Genomic DNA, 16,091 nt, shown 5'->3' on the forward strand with positions numbered 1-16,091 from the left:
TCCACCCGACGCGAAAGGAAGACTGAACGCATGGCCGTAGCCCGCCGTCGTATTGACCTCCAGGAAGGCAAGGCAGCACTGAAGGCATGGCTGGAAGGTGCGCAGCCGCCGTCGGACGCACCCCTGCCGCGGACCGTCCTGGCCACGGCCGTGCGCTACTCACTGGAGGAGTTGACGGCGCGTGCGCCGGGAAACTCCGTGGAGGTGCGGGTGCCGCCGTTTGGCGTCACCCAGTGCGTGGAAGGCCCGCGGCATACGCGCGGTACCCCGCCCAACGTCATTGAGTGCGACGCCGCCACCTGGCTTGCGATGGTCACCGGACAGGTGGCGTGGGCGGACGCCGTCGCTGCCGGCAAAGTGGCCGCGTCCGGCCTCCGCGCGGACCTCTCGGCCCTGCTCCCCCTCTAACCTGGCGCTGCCCAGGGTTGCTACCCGCGTCCGATGAAGGGCATGCCCGCGGCGGTGACCACTACCGAGCCCACGCTGGCCGAGGCCGGCATGTTGGCCATCATCAGCACCGCGCGGGCCGCGTCCGCCACCGGGAACATCGGTTCCACCTTGCGGCTGCCGTCCGCCTGCAACGCCCCGGAGCCGACGCCGATGGTGTCCATGATCTCCGTGGCCGTGTTGCCGATGTCGATCTGTCCGCACGTGATGCCGTAGCCGCGGCCGTCCAGTTCAATGCTCTTGGTCAGGCCGGTCATGGCGTGTTTGGTGACGGTGTAGGCCACGGTCCGCGGCCGGGGTGAATGCGCCGAGATGGAGCCGTTGTTGATGATCCTGCCGCCCTGCGGTTCCTGTGCCTTCATTGTCCGGACCGCGGCGGCGGCGCACAGCATGGACCCCGTGAGGTTCACGGCCACGGTGGCGTTCCAGTCCGCCAGGCTGATTTCGTCCACACCGGCCGCCGGGCCGAAGATGCCGGCGTTGTTGAAGAGCACATCCACGCGCCCCCACCGTTGGCGGGCTGCCTCGAAAAGCCGCTCGACGTCGTCGGGCCGGGTGACGTCGCACGGTACCACCAGCGCGTCCTGGCTGCCGTCCGCCGTTTCCTTCAGCTGCGCCTCCCGGCGGCCGGCAAGTGCCACCCGGTATCCGTCGGCCAGCATCTGCCGGGCGACCTCCCGGCCGATGCCGGAGCCTGCCCCGGTGACGACGGCTACTCTTCGGACCTGCTGGGGGGTGCCCATAACGTTCTCCTCACCTGCTCCGGTCATATTTGCATCCTACGTCCTCACTTCCATAATCTCGAATAGCAAAAATGTTTTCTCACAATACGAAAACACAAGCCCGTTGCATTCAAAGATGAAAAGAGGCTGCCGTGGCTGCAGGAGAAGATACCTCCCATATCCTCAGCGGGTTGACTAACCAGCTGCCTGATCGTGATCCGGAAGAGACTGCCGAGTGGGTTGAGTCCCTGGACGCGTTGATCAGGGAACAGGGCACCGAGCGTGCCCAATACATCATGCGGAGCCTGCTGCAGCGCGCGGGCGCGCAGAGCGTCGGGGTGCCGATGGTGACCACCACCGATTACGTGAACACGATCCCGGTGGACCAGGAAGCTGCGTTCCCGGGCAACGAGGAATTCGAACGCCGGTACCGGGCGTACATGCGGTGGAACGCCGCGGTCATGGTGCACCGGGCGCAGCGGCCCGATATCGGGGTCGGCGGACACATCTCCACCTACGCCGGGGCCGCGACCCTGTACGAGGTCGGCTTCAACCACTTCTTCCGCGGCAAGGACCACCCCGGCGGCGGGGACCAGGTCTTCTTCCAGGGCCACGCCTCCCCCGGCATGTACGCGAGGGCGTTCATGGAAGGACGCCTGTCCGAGGAGGACCTGGACGGGTTCCGGCAGGAAAAGTCCCGCGAAGGCCACGCCCTGTCCTCCTACCCGCACCCGCGCCTGATGCCCACGTTCTGGGAATTCCCCACCGTGTCCATGGGCATCGGCCCGATGAACGCGATCTACCAGGCCCAGAACAACCGCTACCTGCACAACCGCGGCCTGAAAGACACCAGTGACCAGCAGGTCTGGGCGTTCCTGGGCGACGGCGAAATGGACGAGCCCGAGTCCCGCGGCCTGCTCCAGCTCGCGGCGAACGAGAACCTGGACAACCTGAACTTCGTGATCAACTGCAACCTCCAGCGCCTGGACGGCCCGGTGCGCGGCAACGGCAAGATCATGCAGGAACTCGAAGCGTTCTTCCGCGGCGCGGGCTGGAACGTGATCAAGGTCGTCTGGGGCCGGGAATGGGATGACCTGCTCACCCGCGACACCGACGGGTCACTGGTGAAGATCATGAACGAGACCGTGGACGGGGACTACCAGACCTACAAAGCCGAATCCGGCGGGTTCGTCCGCGAACACTTCTTCGGCAAAACCCCGCAGACCAAGGACCTCGTCGCGGACCTCACCGATGACCAGATCTGGAACCTCAAGCGCGGCGGCCACGACTACCGCAAGGTCTACGCCGCCTACAAGGCCGCCACCGAGTTCAAGGGCAAACCCACCGTCATCCTCGCCCACACCGTCAAGGGCTACGGCCTGGGACCCAGGTTTGAAGGCAGGAATGCCACGCACCAAATGAAGAAACTGACGGTTGAGGATCTCAAGGACTTCAGGGACTACCTGCGCATTCCCATTTCGGATGAACAACTCGATGCCGATCCGTACCGGCCGCCCTATTACCACCCGGGCCTGGATGCGCCCGAGATCGCCTATCTCCTTGAACGGCGGAGGGCACTTGGCGGCTCTGTTCCCGAGCGCCGCGGCGGCCACCAGGCTGTTGAACTGCCGGATGCGAAGTCCTATGAGGTGGCCAAACGCGGCTCAGGCAAGCAGCAGGCCGCCACCACCATGTCATTCGTGCGCCTCCTGAAGGACCTGCTCCGCGACAAGAAGTTCGGGAACCGGATTGTGCCCATCGTGCCGGATGAGTCCCGCACCTTTGGCATGGATGCGTTCTTCCCCACCGCGAAGATCTACAGCCCGGCCGGCCAGAACTATCTGTCGGTGGACCGGGACCTGGTCCTGGCCTACAAGGAATCCCCCGCAGGCCAGCTGATCCACCCCGGCATCAACGAAGCCGGCGCCGTGGCAGCGTTCACCGCCGCCGGCACCTCCTACGCCACCCACGGCGTACCCCTGGTCCCGGTCTACGTGTTCTACTCCATGTTCGGCTTCCAGCGCACCGGCGACGCCTTCTGGGCCGCCGGAGACCAAATGACCCGCGGCTTCATCATCGGCGCCACCGCAGGACGGACCACCCTCACCGGCGAAGGCCTCCAGCACGCCGACGGCCACTCCCCCCTCCTGGCCTCCACCAACCCCGCCGTACTCACCTACGACCCCGCCTACGGCTACGAAATCGGCCACATCATGCGCTCCGGCCTGGAACGCATGTACGGGCCGGACTCGGACGATAAGAACGTCATGTACTACCTCACCGTGTACAACGAACCCATCGTCCAGCCCGCCGAACCGGAGAACCTCGACATTGAAGGCGTCATCAAGGGCATCTACCTGCTCGCCCCGGCAAAGATCGACGGTCCCCGCACCCAGATCCTCGCCTCCGGCGTGTCCGTGCCCTGGGCCCTCGAAGCCCAGCGCGTCCTGGCCGATGACTGGAACGTCTCCGCCGACGTCTGGTCAGTGACCTCCTGGAACGAACTCCGAAGGGACGGACTCGCCGCCGAAGAGGAAGCCTTCCTCAACCCAGGCCAACCCGCCCGTGTCCCGTTCGTCACCCAGCAGCTCGAAGGCGCCACCGGCCCCATCGTCGCCGTCTCCGACTACATGAAAGCCATCCCGGACCAGATCCGTCAGTTCGTCCCCAACGAATTCGCCACCCTCGGCGCCGACGGCTTCGGCTTCTCCGACACCCGCGCAGCAGCCCGCCGCTACTTCAAGAACGACACCCACTCCATCGTGGTGAAAGTGCTGCAGCTGCTGGCGGCGAGGGGTGAAGTGGAGGCGGGTGCGCCGTCGTACGCCCTGGACCGCTACAAGCTGCTGGACGTCAACGCCGGAACGACGGGCGGGGCAGGCGGGGACGCCTGACGGTTCCCGCCGTCCGGATAAGGTGCAGCTATGGGGATCGAGCATGAGGTCAGGACCACCGGCGTCGTTTTAGCGGCCGGTGCAGGCACCCGGCTGGGCATGGGTCCGAAAGCATTACTGCCTTACCGCGGACGGCCGCTTGTGGAAATCATCGCGGCCACGATGCTCGACGGCGGCTGCCGGGAAGTGGTGGTGGTCCTCGGTGCAGGAGCGGCCGATGTGGCAGCCACGGCCGAACTGGGCCGCTACAGGGTCATCGTCAACCAGGACTGGAACACGGGAATGGGCAGTTCGTTCCTGCTCGGCAACCAGGCCGCGGATCCGGGAGACCACCTGCTGGTCGCCCTCGTGGACCAGCCGGGCCTCACCCCGGCAACGGTTCAACGGCTGCTGGCCCGCCACCGCCCCGGACGTATCACCGCCGCCGCGTACCGCGGCGGTAATTGGAGCGACGGCGGTCAGGCGGCACTCCGGCGCGGCCACCCGCTGCTCATCGACGCCTCGCTGAGGGATGCGGTGTGCGCGACTGTAACGGGCGACGCCGGGGCACGCGGTTTCCTGCAGGCGCATCCGGAGCTGGTGGATGCGGTGGATTGCAGCGACCAGTCAAACGGTGAGGATGTGGATACTCCGGACCAGTTGGGGCTTCTCCGCTAGCAGCCGGGGGTGCTCAGGCATGGGCGCGCAGGAACCGCTCAAGGGCGTCTTCCCAGGGTGACTCTCCATGGCGAAAGAAGTCAATGCTGCCCGGCCTTAGTCCCTCCGGCCATGGTGGTGGTTCCCAGTCCTGGTGTTCGCTTGTGTAGTGGCGGCCGGTGGGTGAGGTCCAACCGGGTGGTTCGTTCTTGCTGGCTGGGGTGGGTTTCCAGCCGGTGGTGTGGCGGAGTCTGTGGTGTTTCGGGCAGGGCTGTCCCAGGTTGCTGATGCCGGTGGTGCCGCCCTTGGCCCAGGCGAGGATGTGGTCGGCCTCATTGTCCAGGGAATTGTTGCTGCAGCCCGGGAACGGGCACTTGCCGTCCCGCATCCGCAGCCAGGCCCGCATCGCGCCGGTGACCCGGTAGCTGGTCCTTCCGATCTCCAGCGGCGCCCCGTCCCGCGGATCCACCAGCACCCGGTAAAACGAGCCGGCCCCGTCGGCGACCAATTGCCGTGCCATCGACGGCGGGACGGGCCCGATCCCGTCCAGCATCGCCGGCTCCTCCGTCACACCCATCAGCGAGAACACCGGGACCGTGACCAGCACCTGCGCCCGAATCGATGACAAGTGTCCCCGCCCGGCGCCGTCGCCACCACTGGGCCCGACAACGCCGTCCGTCACGCTGGCACCGCTCCCGCTCATATTGCCACTGCTGTCACCGCCGGCGCCCAGCCCGCCAGTGAGGATCGCTTCGGTAAAGACATCCGTCCGCAACTGGGAGAGGGTGCGGGACTCGTCCGGGCCCTGCAAACCCCGGGCAACAGCCGTAAGCCGGTTCCACCCAGCCACGGCCTGGTCCGCCGGGAGATACGCGCTGAGCCAGGCCATCCCGTCCTGGTCCGGACGAAACTCCACCCGCCGGTCCAACACGCACTTGGCGTGCCGCTTCTCGATCGACTCGGCGTGGTGGCGTTCCCGCCAGGTCCGGGCTTTCGCTTTGAATCGGTGCGCCGGCATCTGCCCCACCGGGCACCCCGGCGCCGTGCCAGGTGCATCGGGGTTGGTAGCGTCAGGGCCAAGGAAATGCGCCTCCAACGCCGCCGCCCCCGCAGGATCAAGACTCGCCGTCTCATCAGCCATCGCCACGGCATGCTGCCAGGAGATCACCCCGGCCTGCAACCCCTCCAAGGTCCGCGGCAACGTCGCTGTCACGGCATGGGACGTGGCCAGGAACGACGCCGCAGCCCGCGGCCCCAACGCCAAAACGCACCCGATCTCCGCCGCGACCGCCATCTCATGAGCCACCACCGGCGCATCCGGCGGCCCAACAGCACAGGCAGTCTCCGCGTACCTCACCGCAGCCCGCGCCTTCAAACCGGCGATCCCCGCCTCCGCCTCCCGGGCCACAGCCAGAACGTCCAGGCAACCATCCGCCAAGCCCGCCAACGGATCAGCATCCAAGAACGGCTCTGAACCCGCCCCGTCCACCTCGGCATTGAGCACATCAACAGCGGCACGGATGTCCTCCAACGCCTTTGCCACCGCCGCTTTCCCCATAAACCCATCATGACAAGGGGGTCTGACATTCTGGCCGTGAAGAGTTCAGGTCAGTCCTGCACCCTTCCCTCCAGCAACTGCTCCAGTCCCCGCTTGAATCCGGACCGGCCGCCGTGGGCGGGATGCCGGATTTTGGGGACGTTCAGGCCGCTGCGCTCCAGGCTGTGCTGGGCCACGTTGCCCACCGCCACGATGGACCTGATCTCGAAAAGCTCCGCGAGCTCCTGCCAGAAAGGCGTCCCCAGCTTCGTTTCAGAGGGCCTGGGCGTGCGGTTGGACAACGGCTGCCCTGGTTGATGGGGATGCCAGGGGAACGCGCTCCACAACAGTGGCAAAAGCCCCACTTCTTCCAGCACCTGCCACAGCACCGTGGCGGTGGGCTCCGCGGCAACCCCCGCAGCTTCGGGCGGCAGCACATAGCCCTTGCCAGGGCCGAAAAGCCCGAAGCTGTTGGCGGGGCCTCCGAGGATGGTCCGGTTGGTGAAAGGGACGCCGGTGATGCGCATGCCCCTGAAGCCGGGGGCCTCCCCCACCAGCAGTACATCCGGGCGCCTTTCCAGCATTTCGTGCAGGTAGATCTCAAGGTTACGGCGGCGGAGCGCATTCTCCGGAACTGCGTGGTTGAAGAAATTGTTGGCTGCAGCTCCCGTGTCCACAGCCGCAAGCCGTTCAACGAAGCCGGTGATGGCGTGGGCGCTCATTGACCGTGCTCATCCAGCATGGCGGCCAGGCGCGCCGCGCCACCGGGGTCAGCCCTGGCAAGGCGGGCTTTCTTGAGGTTTTCGCGCAGGATCCAGCGCACGTCCTTGTCCCCGCACGCAGCCCACTTCTCCAGCTGTGCCATGCCCAGCGCCGGAGAAGCTGCAACGGCGACGCTCCAGCAGTATCCGAGTGCCTGGCGCAGCACCCGGAACTGGTCCGCCCGCCGCGTCCCGGGATCAGTTTCCTCCAAAGACGCCGTGATCGTATCCAGTACCTCGACCGCCCTGGCTGCGTCTTCCGGCCCACGGAGCAAGCGCGGTTCGCAGATCCCGGCAGCCACGGCCCGCTGGACCAAGGGACCATCGCCAAGCCAGGCCGCCGACAAGGCCCACAACGCAGGCATGTCCACATCACCGAGCCGCTGCAGTGCCATCGCAACCCCCTCGCGGACCCGCCAGCGGTGGTCCCCTGCAAGGCCCCGTAATGTCTCCGCCGCACCCTGCCGGCCCTCAACAAGCAATCGGCCAAGACCCACGGCACCGCACATGGCGCGGTATTCGTCCGGACTCTCCACACAGATCTTTATCAGGCCCGGATCAGCCGCATCGGAAAAAGCCTCCGCCAGCTCAATGTTGCCGCGGGGACCGGGCAGTCCTGACTCAGCATCGAGATAGGCCAGCCATTGCCCGGCGGGGAGGGATGCCAGCACCGCCCTGTAATCAGACCGTTTGGTCACCGCACACCTCCATGCCGCAGACTCGTGCTGCCCTTAGGGCTCCCCTACCAGCGGGGGTGGATGGCCTCGCGGAAGTAGTGGTCGTAGATCCAGCGGACGCCGTCGTCGAACTCCTTGCCGACCCTGACCGTAGCCGCGGCAGCGTTGGCCTGGGCCTGCTGCACGTTGCGCGCGCCGGGGATGACGGTGGTGACTCCGTCCTGCGCGGCAATCCACGCGATGGCCGCCTGCGCCGTGGTGGCGCCCTTCGGAACCAGCTGCTCAAACTCTGCAACGGCCTTCAAGCCCAGATCGAAGTCCACGCCGGAGAAGGTCTCGCCGACGTCGAAGGCCTCGCCTTTGCGGTTGTAGTTCCGGTGGTCGTTCTCCGCGAAGGTGGTCTCTTTCGAGTACTTCCCGGACAAAAGCCCGGACGCCAGCGGCACGCGGGCAATGATGCCCACCCCCGCGGCCTTGGCGGCCGGCAGGACTTCATCCAGGGGCTTGAGCCGGAAGGCGTTCAGGATGATCTGGACGGAGGCGGTTCCCTCACGGCGGATGGCTTCGAGGGCCTCGTCCGTCCGCTCGACGGAGACGCCGTAGTTGCGGATAGCGCCTTCGGCGACCAGGGTGTCCAGGGCGTCGTAGACCTCGTTGCTGCTGTACACCGGGGTGGGCGGGCAGTGCAGCTGGACCAGGTCCAGGGTGTCCATGCCCAGATTCTTCCGGGACCGGTCAACCCACTGGCGGAAGTTGGCCAGAGTGTAGTTCTCCGGCCGCTGTTCCATCCGGCGGCCCATCTTGGTGGCAACCGTGACGCCGAGGCCCGGGTTGTCCGCCAGGAACTTCCCGATGGCCTGCTCACTCTTCCCGTCGCCGTACACATCGGCGGTATCGAAGAGGGTGACTCCTGCCTCCACGGAAGCTGCGAGGATGGCCTGCGCCTGCGCCGGGTCCACGTTGCCCCAGTCCGCGCCGAGCTGCCAGGTACCGAGCCCCACAATGGAGACGTTCCGTCCGGTCTTGCCTAAAATCCGCTGTTCCATCCCCCGACTATATGCAACGATGCAAGCCGGAGCCGGATCCGCCCCGCTGCGAACGCCTCGTGGGGCCCGATGTGACCCCGGCGTTGACCTAGGCGGGAATGTGCTCCAGCCCCGGCACCAGCCCCGCCTTCTTCAGCCCCAGGTAGATCCGGTCCCGCGCAATAGGCAGTGACGCGAAGCGCACCCCCGTGGCGTTCCGGATGGCGTTCGCGAGCGCCGGGGCCACCGGGTTGAACGGGCTCTCGCTCATCGACTTAGCGCCCAACGGCCCCATCTTGTCATTGGTGTCCGCGAAATAGACCTCGCTGCGCGGCACGTCCGCGAAAGTAGGGATGTGGTACTGCCGCAGGATGTCCGTGGTGACCTTCCCGGCGTCGTCCACCACCACTTCTTCGTACAGCGTGGCGCCAAGGGCCTGCGCAATCCCGCCTTCGATCTGGCCGCGGCACTGCCGCGGGTTGACCACCACGCCGGCGTCGGCCGCCTGCACGCTTTGCAGGATCCTCAGCTCACCGGTGCCGCGATTCACCGCCACCCGGAAGCCGTGCACGTTGAACGCGACGGAGCGCGGGGTGCCGCCCCAGCGCCCTTCGGCAGCAAGTTCGACGCCGGCTTCCGCGGCCGCCTGCGCCAGTTCGGAAAGTGCCACGGGAGTCCCGTCAACCACCACGGAGTCCCCGTCGAGAACACAGGCGGAAGCCTGCGTCTGCCGGACACCGGCGGCGAAGGCCCGGATCCTGACCGCCAGCTCCTCGGCGGCGGAGAGGGTGGCCTTGCCGGCCACCACCGTGCCCGCGGATCCGAACGCACCGGTATCGTGCTCCACCAGGTCCGTGTCCGACTGCCGCACCGCCACCCGCGACGCTTCCGTGGACAGGGCCGTGGCGGCGAGCTGGGCGTGCACCGTGGTGGTCCCGTTGCCAAACTCGGCGGTCCCGACGTCGGCCTGGTACGTCCCGTCCGGCAGGAGCCGGAGCCGGGAATGGGCAAAGTGGCCACGCGGCGGCACGGTGTCGATCATGGACAGCGCGGTTCCTTCACCCACCATCCATTCCGGTCCAAGATCGTCCAGGCCCGCCTCCCGGTAGCGGACCGTGCCGCGGGCCAGGGCGTCGCGGACCAGGTCCAGGCACTGGTCCAGGCCGTAGCTGCCGTAGTGGACGTCCTCCTCCGGATCCGGCTGGGTGGAGAGCATGTGGTCCCCTTCGCGGACCATGTTCCGGCGGCGGAACTCGAGTGGATCCATGCAGATCCCCACCGCCAGCTCATCCATGGCGGACTCGATGGCGAAGATCATCTGGCTCAGCCCGTACCCGCGGAAAGCACCCGCCGGCACGGTGTTGGTGTACACCGAATGCGCGTCCACCTTTTTGTTGGCGCAGTTGTATACCGCCAGCGATTCGCCGCAGCCGTGGAACATGACGCCGGGGCCGTGGTTGCCGTAGGCGCCGGTGTTGGTCACGACGTCCAGCTCCAGGGCCGTCAGTTGCCCGTCCTTGCGGGCCCCGGCCTTCAGCTTAATGGTGAACGGATGCCGGGTGGTGGTGGCGGTGAACTGCTCGGTGCGGGTCAGTTCCAACTGGACCGGGCGCTTCAGTTTCAGGGCCGCGAGCGCCACGAGGTCCTCGGTGAGGACTTCCTGCTTGCCGCCGAACCCGCCGCCCACGCGCCCTGCCACCACATGCACGTTGTCCTCCTCCAGGCCAAAGACCCGGCACAGGGTACGGCGGACCAGGAACGGGACCTGGCTGGACGTGCGGACCTGCAGCCGGCCCTCCGGGTCCACGGAAGCAATCGCCGCGTGGGTTTCCAGCGCCACGTGCTGCACCCGCTGGGTTTGGTAGGTCTGTTCATGGATGAAGTCGGCGGCAGCGAACCCCTCGGCCACGCTTCCCAGCTCCGAGTGCAGCTCCGCCACCACGTTCCGCTCCGGGCGGGCGATGCGGGCCGCGGCCGCGTCCTTGTCCCCGTGGACCAGCGGCGCACCCGGAAGCAAAGCGTCCTGGGGCGAGAACACGGCGGGAAGCTCCTGATACTCCACCCGCAGGGCACGGACGCCTGCTTCCGCGGCGGCCACGGATTCCGCCACGACGGCGGCTACACGCTGCCCGGTGAACCTGACCACGTCATCAAGCACGCGGGTATCGTCGGGGTCGTCCGTGAAAAGCTCGTGCTGGGCCGTGGAGAACAGCTGCTCCGGCGCGTCTTCGGAGGTGAAGACGGCCACCACGCCGGGGACTTGGAGCGCTGCGACCTTGTCGACGGACACCACCCGGGCGTGGGCGTGCGGCGAGCGCAGGATCTTGAGGTGCAGCAGGTCCTGCAGCTGATCCTTCGGAACGTCCAGCGTGTACCGGGCCGTTCCGGTGACCACTGCCCGGCTGGCCGGCGCCGGGACGTCGTCGCCCAGCCGGCCCACTTCCGGGTCCGGCTGCCCCTCCCCGGCAATGCCGGAGCCCGGCCCCTGGGGATCCGGATGGCCGGCATCCCCGCAGACCGCATCCGCGATGGCGCGGTAACCGGTGCACCGGCACAGGTTGCCCTTGAGGTTCCGGGGCAGGTTCCCTTTTTGGTCGTCGTCGAACGTGGCGGCGGTCATCACCATGCCGGCAGTACAGAAGCCGCACTGGAAGCCCTGGCGCTCCAGGAACTGCTGCTGCACCGGGTGCAGCTGCCCATCAGCGCCGCCGGCCGCAGCAAGCCCCTCAATGGTCGTGACAGAGTGTCCTTCTGCCCTGACCGCCGGGTATATGCAGCTGTGGACCGGTGTTCCGTCCACGTGCACGGTGCAAGCGCCGCAGTCGCCCCCGTCGCAGCCCTTCTTCACCCCCAGGTTTCCCTGCTCCCGGAGGAAGGTCCGCAGGCACTGTCCTGGACGGGGTGCGGCATCCGCAGAAGTTCCGTTGATCTCGATGGCCATGCTCAGGCCCCTTTCGAAAGAGTTGTCGGCCCGGCTCCCGGCATCCCGCCGGTCCGGGGCGGCCAGAAGTCGCCGGACACCGCCAGTCCCGGCGTTCCTTCGGGCGCTGCCAGTTCGGCGCGGATTTCCCCGGCCAGCCGGTAGGTCATGTCGCGGCGCCAGGCCGGCAGCCCGTGGATGTCGTCGTGGTAGAGCTCTACCGGGATGGCATCGTCCAGGGCTGCGGCCAGCCGGTCCGCGTCAGGCAGCGCGTCGAAGCGCAGCTGCACCGGGCGCTTGGTGGCGGCGGTGACGGTGAGGACCAGGGAGGTGCCGGCGTCGAGCCTTCCAATCAGCAGCACCCCGGAACGGCCCAGGTTGCTCAGCGACAGGCGGCGGAAGGCAACGCGGGCGGAAAGGGCCGACGCCGGAAGGTGCACGCTGCGGAGCAGCTCGCCCGGTGCCAGGCCGTTCCTTGCATCACCGGTGATGAAGTCCGCCACCGGGAGGGTGCGGCTGCCGCCGCCCGGCGTCAGGATGGTGGCCACGCCGTCGACCCCGGCGCAGAGCGAAATGACGGGTCCGGCGGGAAGCGAGGTGCAGAGGTTGCCGCCCACCGTGGACATGTTCCACACCTTGAAGGAGGCCACGAAGGAGTCGCAGCATGACCGGACCAGGTCCAGCGCGGGCCAGCCGCAGCCCGAAACATCCGGCAGGCCGGGAAGTTTGTACAGCTCGGCGATGGTGCAGGTGGCGGCAAGGTCAATGCCGTCGTCGGTGACGGTGATGGGCGTCCAGCCTGCAGCCCCCAGGTCCAGGAGCCGTTTGAGCGGCTGCGGCCCGAAGGCGTAGCTGCCGTAGGAGAAAAGGACCGTTCCGCCGGCCAGCCAGGCGTCGCCGTCGCGCCATTCCGCGGGGTCGGTGGTGCGGACCACCGCCTCAATGGTGTTCATGTCCATGCGATCTCCTGCTTGTCAACGTCTGTGGGGGCCGGGGCGGGCGCGGGGTGCGGGTGGATGGGGCGGGGGTGGATGGTGCCGGACGTTTCGCGCAGCGGCAGGCAGCTGGCCGCCCGGCTGCGGGCGGCGATGATTTCCGCGGTGATGGACACCGCCACTTCGGCGGGGGTGACGGCACCGAGGTCCAGTCCGATGGGTGAGTGCAGCTGCGCGATCCGCTCCGGCGGGACGCCTGCGCTGAGGAGTTCGCCAACCCGTTGGAGGTGGCTGCGGCGGGAGCCCATGGCACCCACGTAGGCCAGGTTCAGGGCCAGCGCGATTTCCAGCAGCGGGATATCGAACTTGGGATCGTGGGTCAGGACGGCGGCCACGGACCGGCCATCCGTCCGGCCGGCGGCCGCCTCCGCCGCCAGGTACCGGTGCGGCCAGTCGACCACGACCTGGTCTGCGGCAGCGAAACGGGGCTGGTTCGCAAAGGCCGGGCGGGCGTCCACCAGGGTGACGTGGTAGCCCAGCAGCTTGGCGGCCGGAACCAGCGCCGCGCCGAAGTCGTTGGCGCCGAACACCAGCATCCGCGGCGGGGCCAGCCGGGACTCCGCCAGCACGCCTTCCCCGGAAGGCTGCCCGTGGCCGGTTCGGTCCGGAGCGCATTCCCCCGACTGGCCCAGCCGGACCAGGCCGGCGCCACCGCGGCGCACCATGGATTCCACCTGCAGTGCCGGTTCACCCTGCAGCAGGGCTGCCAGCTCCGGGGACGCGGCCAGGCGGAAGGCGGCCGGATCAGAAAGTACGACGGCGCCGCCTTCTTGTCTGCCCAGCACCCGCACCAGGGCCACGGGTTGGTCCGGGCCGAGTCCGGCGAGTCGCAACAGGGCGCTCCGCAGCGGATGCCCAGCTTCGCCGGGAACGGCGGCGGGCACCGGCTGGACGTGGACCTCCAGCTCTCCCCCGCAGGTGAGCCCGGCGGCGAAGGCGTCCGCGGCACTGAAGCCGAACGTCTTCAGGCGCGGGGCGCCGTCGTCCATTGCCTCCTGGGCGAGCGCCACCACGGCGCCTTCCACGCAGCCGCCGGAGAGGCTGCCCAGCACCTCGCCGGAGCCGCTGACCAGTATGGACGTGCCCACCGGCCGCGGCACCGAACCTGAGGCAGCCACAATGGTGGCCATGGCGAACTGTTGGCTTGCCAGCCGTGGCAGCCACGAGCCGAGCGAAGGGATCAGGTCAAGCATGGCGGCACTCCTTCTTCCGCGCGGCGGTGGTGTCCATTGTCGGTCCTGTGAGGGGCCGGGCCAAGGGTTGGCCCGGCCCCCTGGGTGGTTGGGGCAAAGCTCAGCCGCCCAGCAGGTGGTTGATCGGCCCGCGGGCGAAGTACACCAGGAACCCGAGGCTCACCACCCACATGAGCGGATGGATCTTCTTCGCCTTGCCGGACGCAGCCCCGATCACGGCCCAGCTCACAAAGCCCACACCGATGCCGTTGGCGATCGAGTAACTCAGCGGCATGGTCACGATGGTGAGGAATGCCGGCAGGGCCACGGTGAACTTGGTGAACTTGATCTCGCGGATCTGGGCCATCATCATGGCCCCCACCACCACCAGGGCGGCGGCGGCCACCTCGAGCGGCACCACGCTGGTGAGCGGGGTGAGGAACATCGAGCCGAGGAACAGCACGCCGGTGACCACGGAAGCCAGGCCGGTGCGCGCGCCCTCGCCGATGCCTGCAGCGGAGTCGATGTACACGGTGTTGGAGGAGCCGGAGGTGGCACCGCCGGCAACGGCGCCGAAGCCCTCCACGATGAAGGCCGCCTTCAGCCGCGGGAACGTTCCGTCCTTATGCGCGACGCCGGCACTCTTGGCCAGGCCGGTCATGGTGCCCATGGCGTCGAAGAAGTTGGTGAACACCAGCGTGAACACCAACATGGTGGCCGCGAGGCCGCCGATCCGGCTGAACGAACCAAAGAGATCGAAGTGGCCCACCAGGCCCAGGTCCGGCGCAGACACCAGCTGGCCGGACAGGACAGGGGTGTTCAGGTGCCAGCCGCCGGGGTTGGTGGCGCTGGCCGGGCCGAGCTTCAAAATGGCCTCGACGACGGCGGCCAGCACGGTGGTGCCGACGATGCCGATGAGCAGGCCACCCTGGACCTTGCGCGCCACCAAGATGCCCATGGCCAGGAGGCCGACGACAAACACCAGCGTGGGCACGGAGGTGATGGAGCCGCCGTCGCCCAGCTGGACCGGCGGGCCGCCGGCGGTGGGCCGGACGAAACCGGAGTCCACGAAGCCGATGAAGGCGATGAACAGGCCAATGCCCACGGTAATGGCGGCCTTCAGTTCCTTGGGCACCGCCCGGAAGATGGCGGTCCGGGCGCCGGTGACGCCAAACAGGACGATCAGGATGCCGTTGATCACCACCAGGCCCATGGCCTCGGGCCAGGTGACTTCCTGGATCACCGAGACGGCCAGGAAGGAGTTGATGCCCAGTCCCGCGGCCAGGCCGAAGGGCAGGTTGGCGATCAAGCCGAAGAGGATGGTCATGACGCCGGCAGTGAGGCCGGTGACAGCACCCACCTGGGCGGCGGAGAGCCAGCCCCCGGCGAGGTCGGTGGGGGCGTTGTCCGCGCTGAAGCCGCCCAGGATGAGGGGGTTCAGGATGACGATATACGCCATGGTGAAGAAGGTGACCAGGCCGCCGCGGAATTCGCGGGCAAGGGTGGAGCCGCGGCGGGTGACCTGGAAGAAGCGGTCCAGAAAGGATTCCGGCGCCGGAGCCTGCGGTTCGCGTGGTCCCTGCGCTGGCGTGCGGGGCGCCCGCCTGGAAGTGCTGGTGTTTGGAGCCGGATGCTCCTCGTGGGAATGGTCCAGGATGGTCATGACAGCCGCCGGGCCTAGTAGTCGATCCTGGATTCGAGCGTGTTCCAGGTATTGAACGGCTCCAACGGGGCCGGCGCCTGGGGATCGCCCAGCTCCAGCTTGGAAACCGGCATCAGGGAATCCCTGTCCTGGTTTTCGAAGTATTCGTAGAACACGGCGTCATCGAAGCCGACGGAGGCGGCGTCGTGGCGGTCAGCTGCGTAGACCACCCGGCCTACGCGGGCCCAGAGCGCCGAGGCCAGGCACATGGGGCACGGCTCGCAGCTGGTGTAGAGGACAGCGCCGCTGAGGTCGAAGGTGCCCAGTTCGCGGCAGGCGGCGCGGATGGCGGTGACTTCGGCGTGGGCCGTGGGATCGTTGTCAGCGGTGACGCGGTTGACGCCGTCGAACGTCTTGCCGTCCGCCGTGACGATCATGGCGCCGAAGGGGCCTCCGCTGTTGAGGACGTTTGCTGTTGCCAGCCGGATGGAGCGGGCCAAAAACTGTTCGGCCGTGACGGTGGTACTCATGATGCGACTTCCTTTTGCCGGGAAGCCTGATGCCGCGCAGGACCAGTAAAACCAGGTGCGAACGGTTACCAGGCTTCAGCATGTGCTGTGAAGGTTAAGTTGCGCCTGGTAGATAGCTTCCCGGGTTCGGGTG

Annotated in this window: 13 protein-coding genes; 3 read left to right on the forward strand and 10 right to left on the reverse strand. The window is 67.7% G+C overall.

Annotated elements, in window-relative coordinates; genetic code table 11:
* Positions 1 to 30: 30 nt before the first annotated feature.
* Positions 31 to 408: a sterol carrier family protein gene (locus tag ACTAQI_RS13140; protein ID WP_457946430.1), complete on the forward strand. Its 378-nt coding sequence runs from the start codon at positions 31 to 33 to the stop codon at positions 406 to 408.
* A 20-nt stretch (positions 409 to 428) separates the two neighbouring features.
* Here ACTAQI_RS13140 and ACTAQI_RS13145 read toward each other — a convergent pair whose 3' ends face one another.
* Positions 429 to 1,190: an SDR family oxidoreductase gene (locus ACTAQI_RS13145; RefSeq protein ID WP_457951055.1), complete on the reverse strand. Its 762-nt coding sequence runs from the start codon at positions 1,188 to 1,190 to the stop codon at positions 429 to 431.
* A 131-nt stretch (positions 1,191 to 1,321) separates the two neighbouring features.
* Between ACTAQI_RS13145 and aceE the strand changes: the two genes are divergently transcribed.
* Both aceE and nboR read left to right on the forward strand, forming a co-directional pair.
* Positions 1,322 to 4,063: a pyruvate dehydrogenase (acetyl-transferring), homodimeric type gene (gene aceE / locus ACTAQI_RS13150; protein ID WP_457946431.1), complete on the forward strand. Its 2,742-nt coding sequence runs from the start codon at positions 1,322 to 1,324 to the stop codon at positions 4,061 to 4,063.
* Positions 4,064 to 4,093: 30 nt separating this feature from the next.
* Positions 4,094 to 4,720, forward strand: a complete 627-nt coding sequence (gene nboR / locus ACTAQI_RS13155; RefSeq protein WP_457946433.1) for a nicotine blue oxidoreductase — start codon at positions 4,094 to 4,096, stop codon at positions 4,718 to 4,720.
* A gap of 13 nt (positions 4,721 to 4,733) precedes the next feature.
* Here the strand turns inward: nboR and ACTAQI_RS13160 are convergent, their stop codons facing one another.
* From ACTAQI_RS13160 to ACTAQI_RS13200, 9 genes are all read right to left on the reverse strand, one after another.
* A complete protein-coding gene (locus ACTAQI_RS13160; RefSeq protein ID WP_457946434.1) occupies positions 4,734 to 6,257 on the reverse strand; it encodes a DUF222 domain-containing protein in 1,524 nt (507 codons plus the stop codon).
* A 50-nt stretch (positions 6,258 to 6,307) separates the two neighbouring features.
* Positions 6,308 to 6,958 (reverse strand): uracil-DNA glycosylase, encoded by a 651-nt coding sequence (locus tag ACTAQI_RS13165; RefSeq protein WP_457946435.1) that lies wholly within the window; start codon positions 6,956 to 6,958, stop codon positions 6,308 to 6,310.
* Positions 6,955 to 7,695, reverse strand: a complete 741-nt coding sequence (locus tag ACTAQI_RS13170; RefSeq protein ID WP_457946437.1) for a HEAT repeat domain-containing protein — start codon at positions 7,693 to 7,695, stop codon at positions 6,955 to 6,957. Before ACTAQI_RS13170 ends, ACTAQI_RS13165 begins: the two co-directional genes overlap by 4 nt.
* Before the next feature lie 44 nt (positions 7,696 to 7,739).
* Positions 7,740 to 8,720 carry an aldo/keto reductase gene (locus tag ACTAQI_RS13175; protein WP_457946439.1) on the reverse strand — a complete coding sequence of 327 codons (981 nt, stop codon included), beginning with the start codon at positions 8,718 to 8,720 and terminating at the stop codon, positions 7,740 to 7,742.
* Positions 8,721 to 8,808: 88 nt separating this feature from the next.
* On the reverse strand, positions 8,809 to 11,640 hold the full coding sequence (locus ACTAQI_RS13180) for a molybdopterin-dependent oxidoreductase (RefSeq protein WP_457946441.1): 2,832 nt from the start codon (positions 11,638 to 11,640) through the stop codon (positions 8,809 to 8,811).
* Positions 11,641 to 11,642: 2 nt separating this feature from the next.
* Positions 11,643 to 12,578 carry an FAD binding domain-containing protein gene (locus ACTAQI_RS13185; RefSeq protein ID WP_457946443.1) on the reverse strand — a complete coding sequence of 312 codons (936 nt, stop codon included), beginning with the start codon at positions 12,576 to 12,578 and terminating at the stop codon, positions 11,643 to 11,645.
* Positions 12,569 to 13,807: an XdhC family protein gene (locus ACTAQI_RS13190; protein ID WP_457946445.1), complete on the reverse strand. Its 1,239-nt coding sequence runs from the start codon at positions 13,805 to 13,807 to the stop codon at positions 12,569 to 12,571. The genes ACTAQI_RS13185 and ACTAQI_RS13190 overlap by 10 nt, the downstream gene beginning before the upstream one ends.
* A 100-nt stretch (positions 13,808 to 13,907) precedes the next feature.
* The gene (locus ACTAQI_RS13195; RefSeq protein WP_457946446.1) at positions 13,908 to 15,449 is read right to left on the reverse strand and encodes an NCS2 family permease; all 1,542 of its coding nucleotides are present in this window, start codon (positions 15,447 to 15,449) and stop codon (positions 13,908 to 13,910) included.
* Between the two features lie 14 nt (positions 15,450 to 15,463).
* On the reverse strand, positions 15,464 to 15,958 hold the full coding sequence (locus ACTAQI_RS13200) for a nucleoside deaminase (RefSeq protein ID WP_457946447.1): 495 nt from the start codon (positions 15,956 to 15,958) through the stop codon (positions 15,464 to 15,466).
* Positions 15,959 to 16,091: the final 133 nt, after the last annotated feature.

This window comes from Pseudarthrobacter sp. alpha12b, from assembly GCF_054130495.1.

Coding starts and splice junctions, on each gene's coding strand:
- ACTAQI_RS13140 (WP_457946430.1), top strand. CDS start 31: ATGGCCGTAGCCCGCCGTCGTATTGACCTCCAGGAAGGCAAGGCAGCA.
- ACTAQI_RS13145 (WP_457951055.1), bottom strand. CDS start 1,190: ATGGGCACCCCCCAGCAGGTCCGAAGAGTAGCCGTCGTCACCGGGGCA.
- nboR (WP_457946433.1), top strand. CDS start 4,094: ATGGGGATCGAGCATGAGGTCAGGACCACCGGCGTCGTTTTAGCGGCC.
- ACTAQI_RS13160 (WP_457946434.1), bottom strand. CDS start 6,257: ATGGGGAAAGCGGCGGTGGCAAAGGCGTTGGAGGACATCCGTGCCGCT.
- ACTAQI_RS13165 (WP_457946435.1), bottom strand. CDS start 6,958: ATGAGCGCCCACGCCATCACCGGCTTCGTTGAACGGCTTGCGGCTGTG.
- ACTAQI_RS13175 (WP_457946439.1), bottom strand. CDS start 8,720: ATGGAACAGCGGATTTTAGGCAAGACCGGACGGAACGTCTCCATTGTG.
- ACTAQI_RS13180 (WP_457946441.1), bottom strand. CDS start 11,640: ATGGCCATCGAGATCAACGGAACTTCTGCGGATGCCGCACCCCGTCCA.
- ACTAQI_RS13185 (WP_457946443.1), bottom strand. CDS start 12,578: ATGGACATGAACACCATTGAGGCGGTGGTCCGCACCACCGACCCCGCG.
- ACTAQI_RS13190 (WP_457946445.1), bottom strand. CDS start 13,807: ATGCTTGACCTGATCCCTTCGCTCGGCTCGTGGCTGCCACGGCTGGCA.
- ACTAQI_RS13195 (WP_457946446.1), bottom strand. CDS start 15,449: ATGACCATCCTGGACCATTCCCACGAGGAGCATCCGGCTCCAAACACC.
- ACTAQI_RS13200 (WP_457946447.1), bottom strand. CDS start 15,958: ATGAGTACCACCGTCACGGCCGAACAGTTTTTGGCCCGCTCCATCCGG.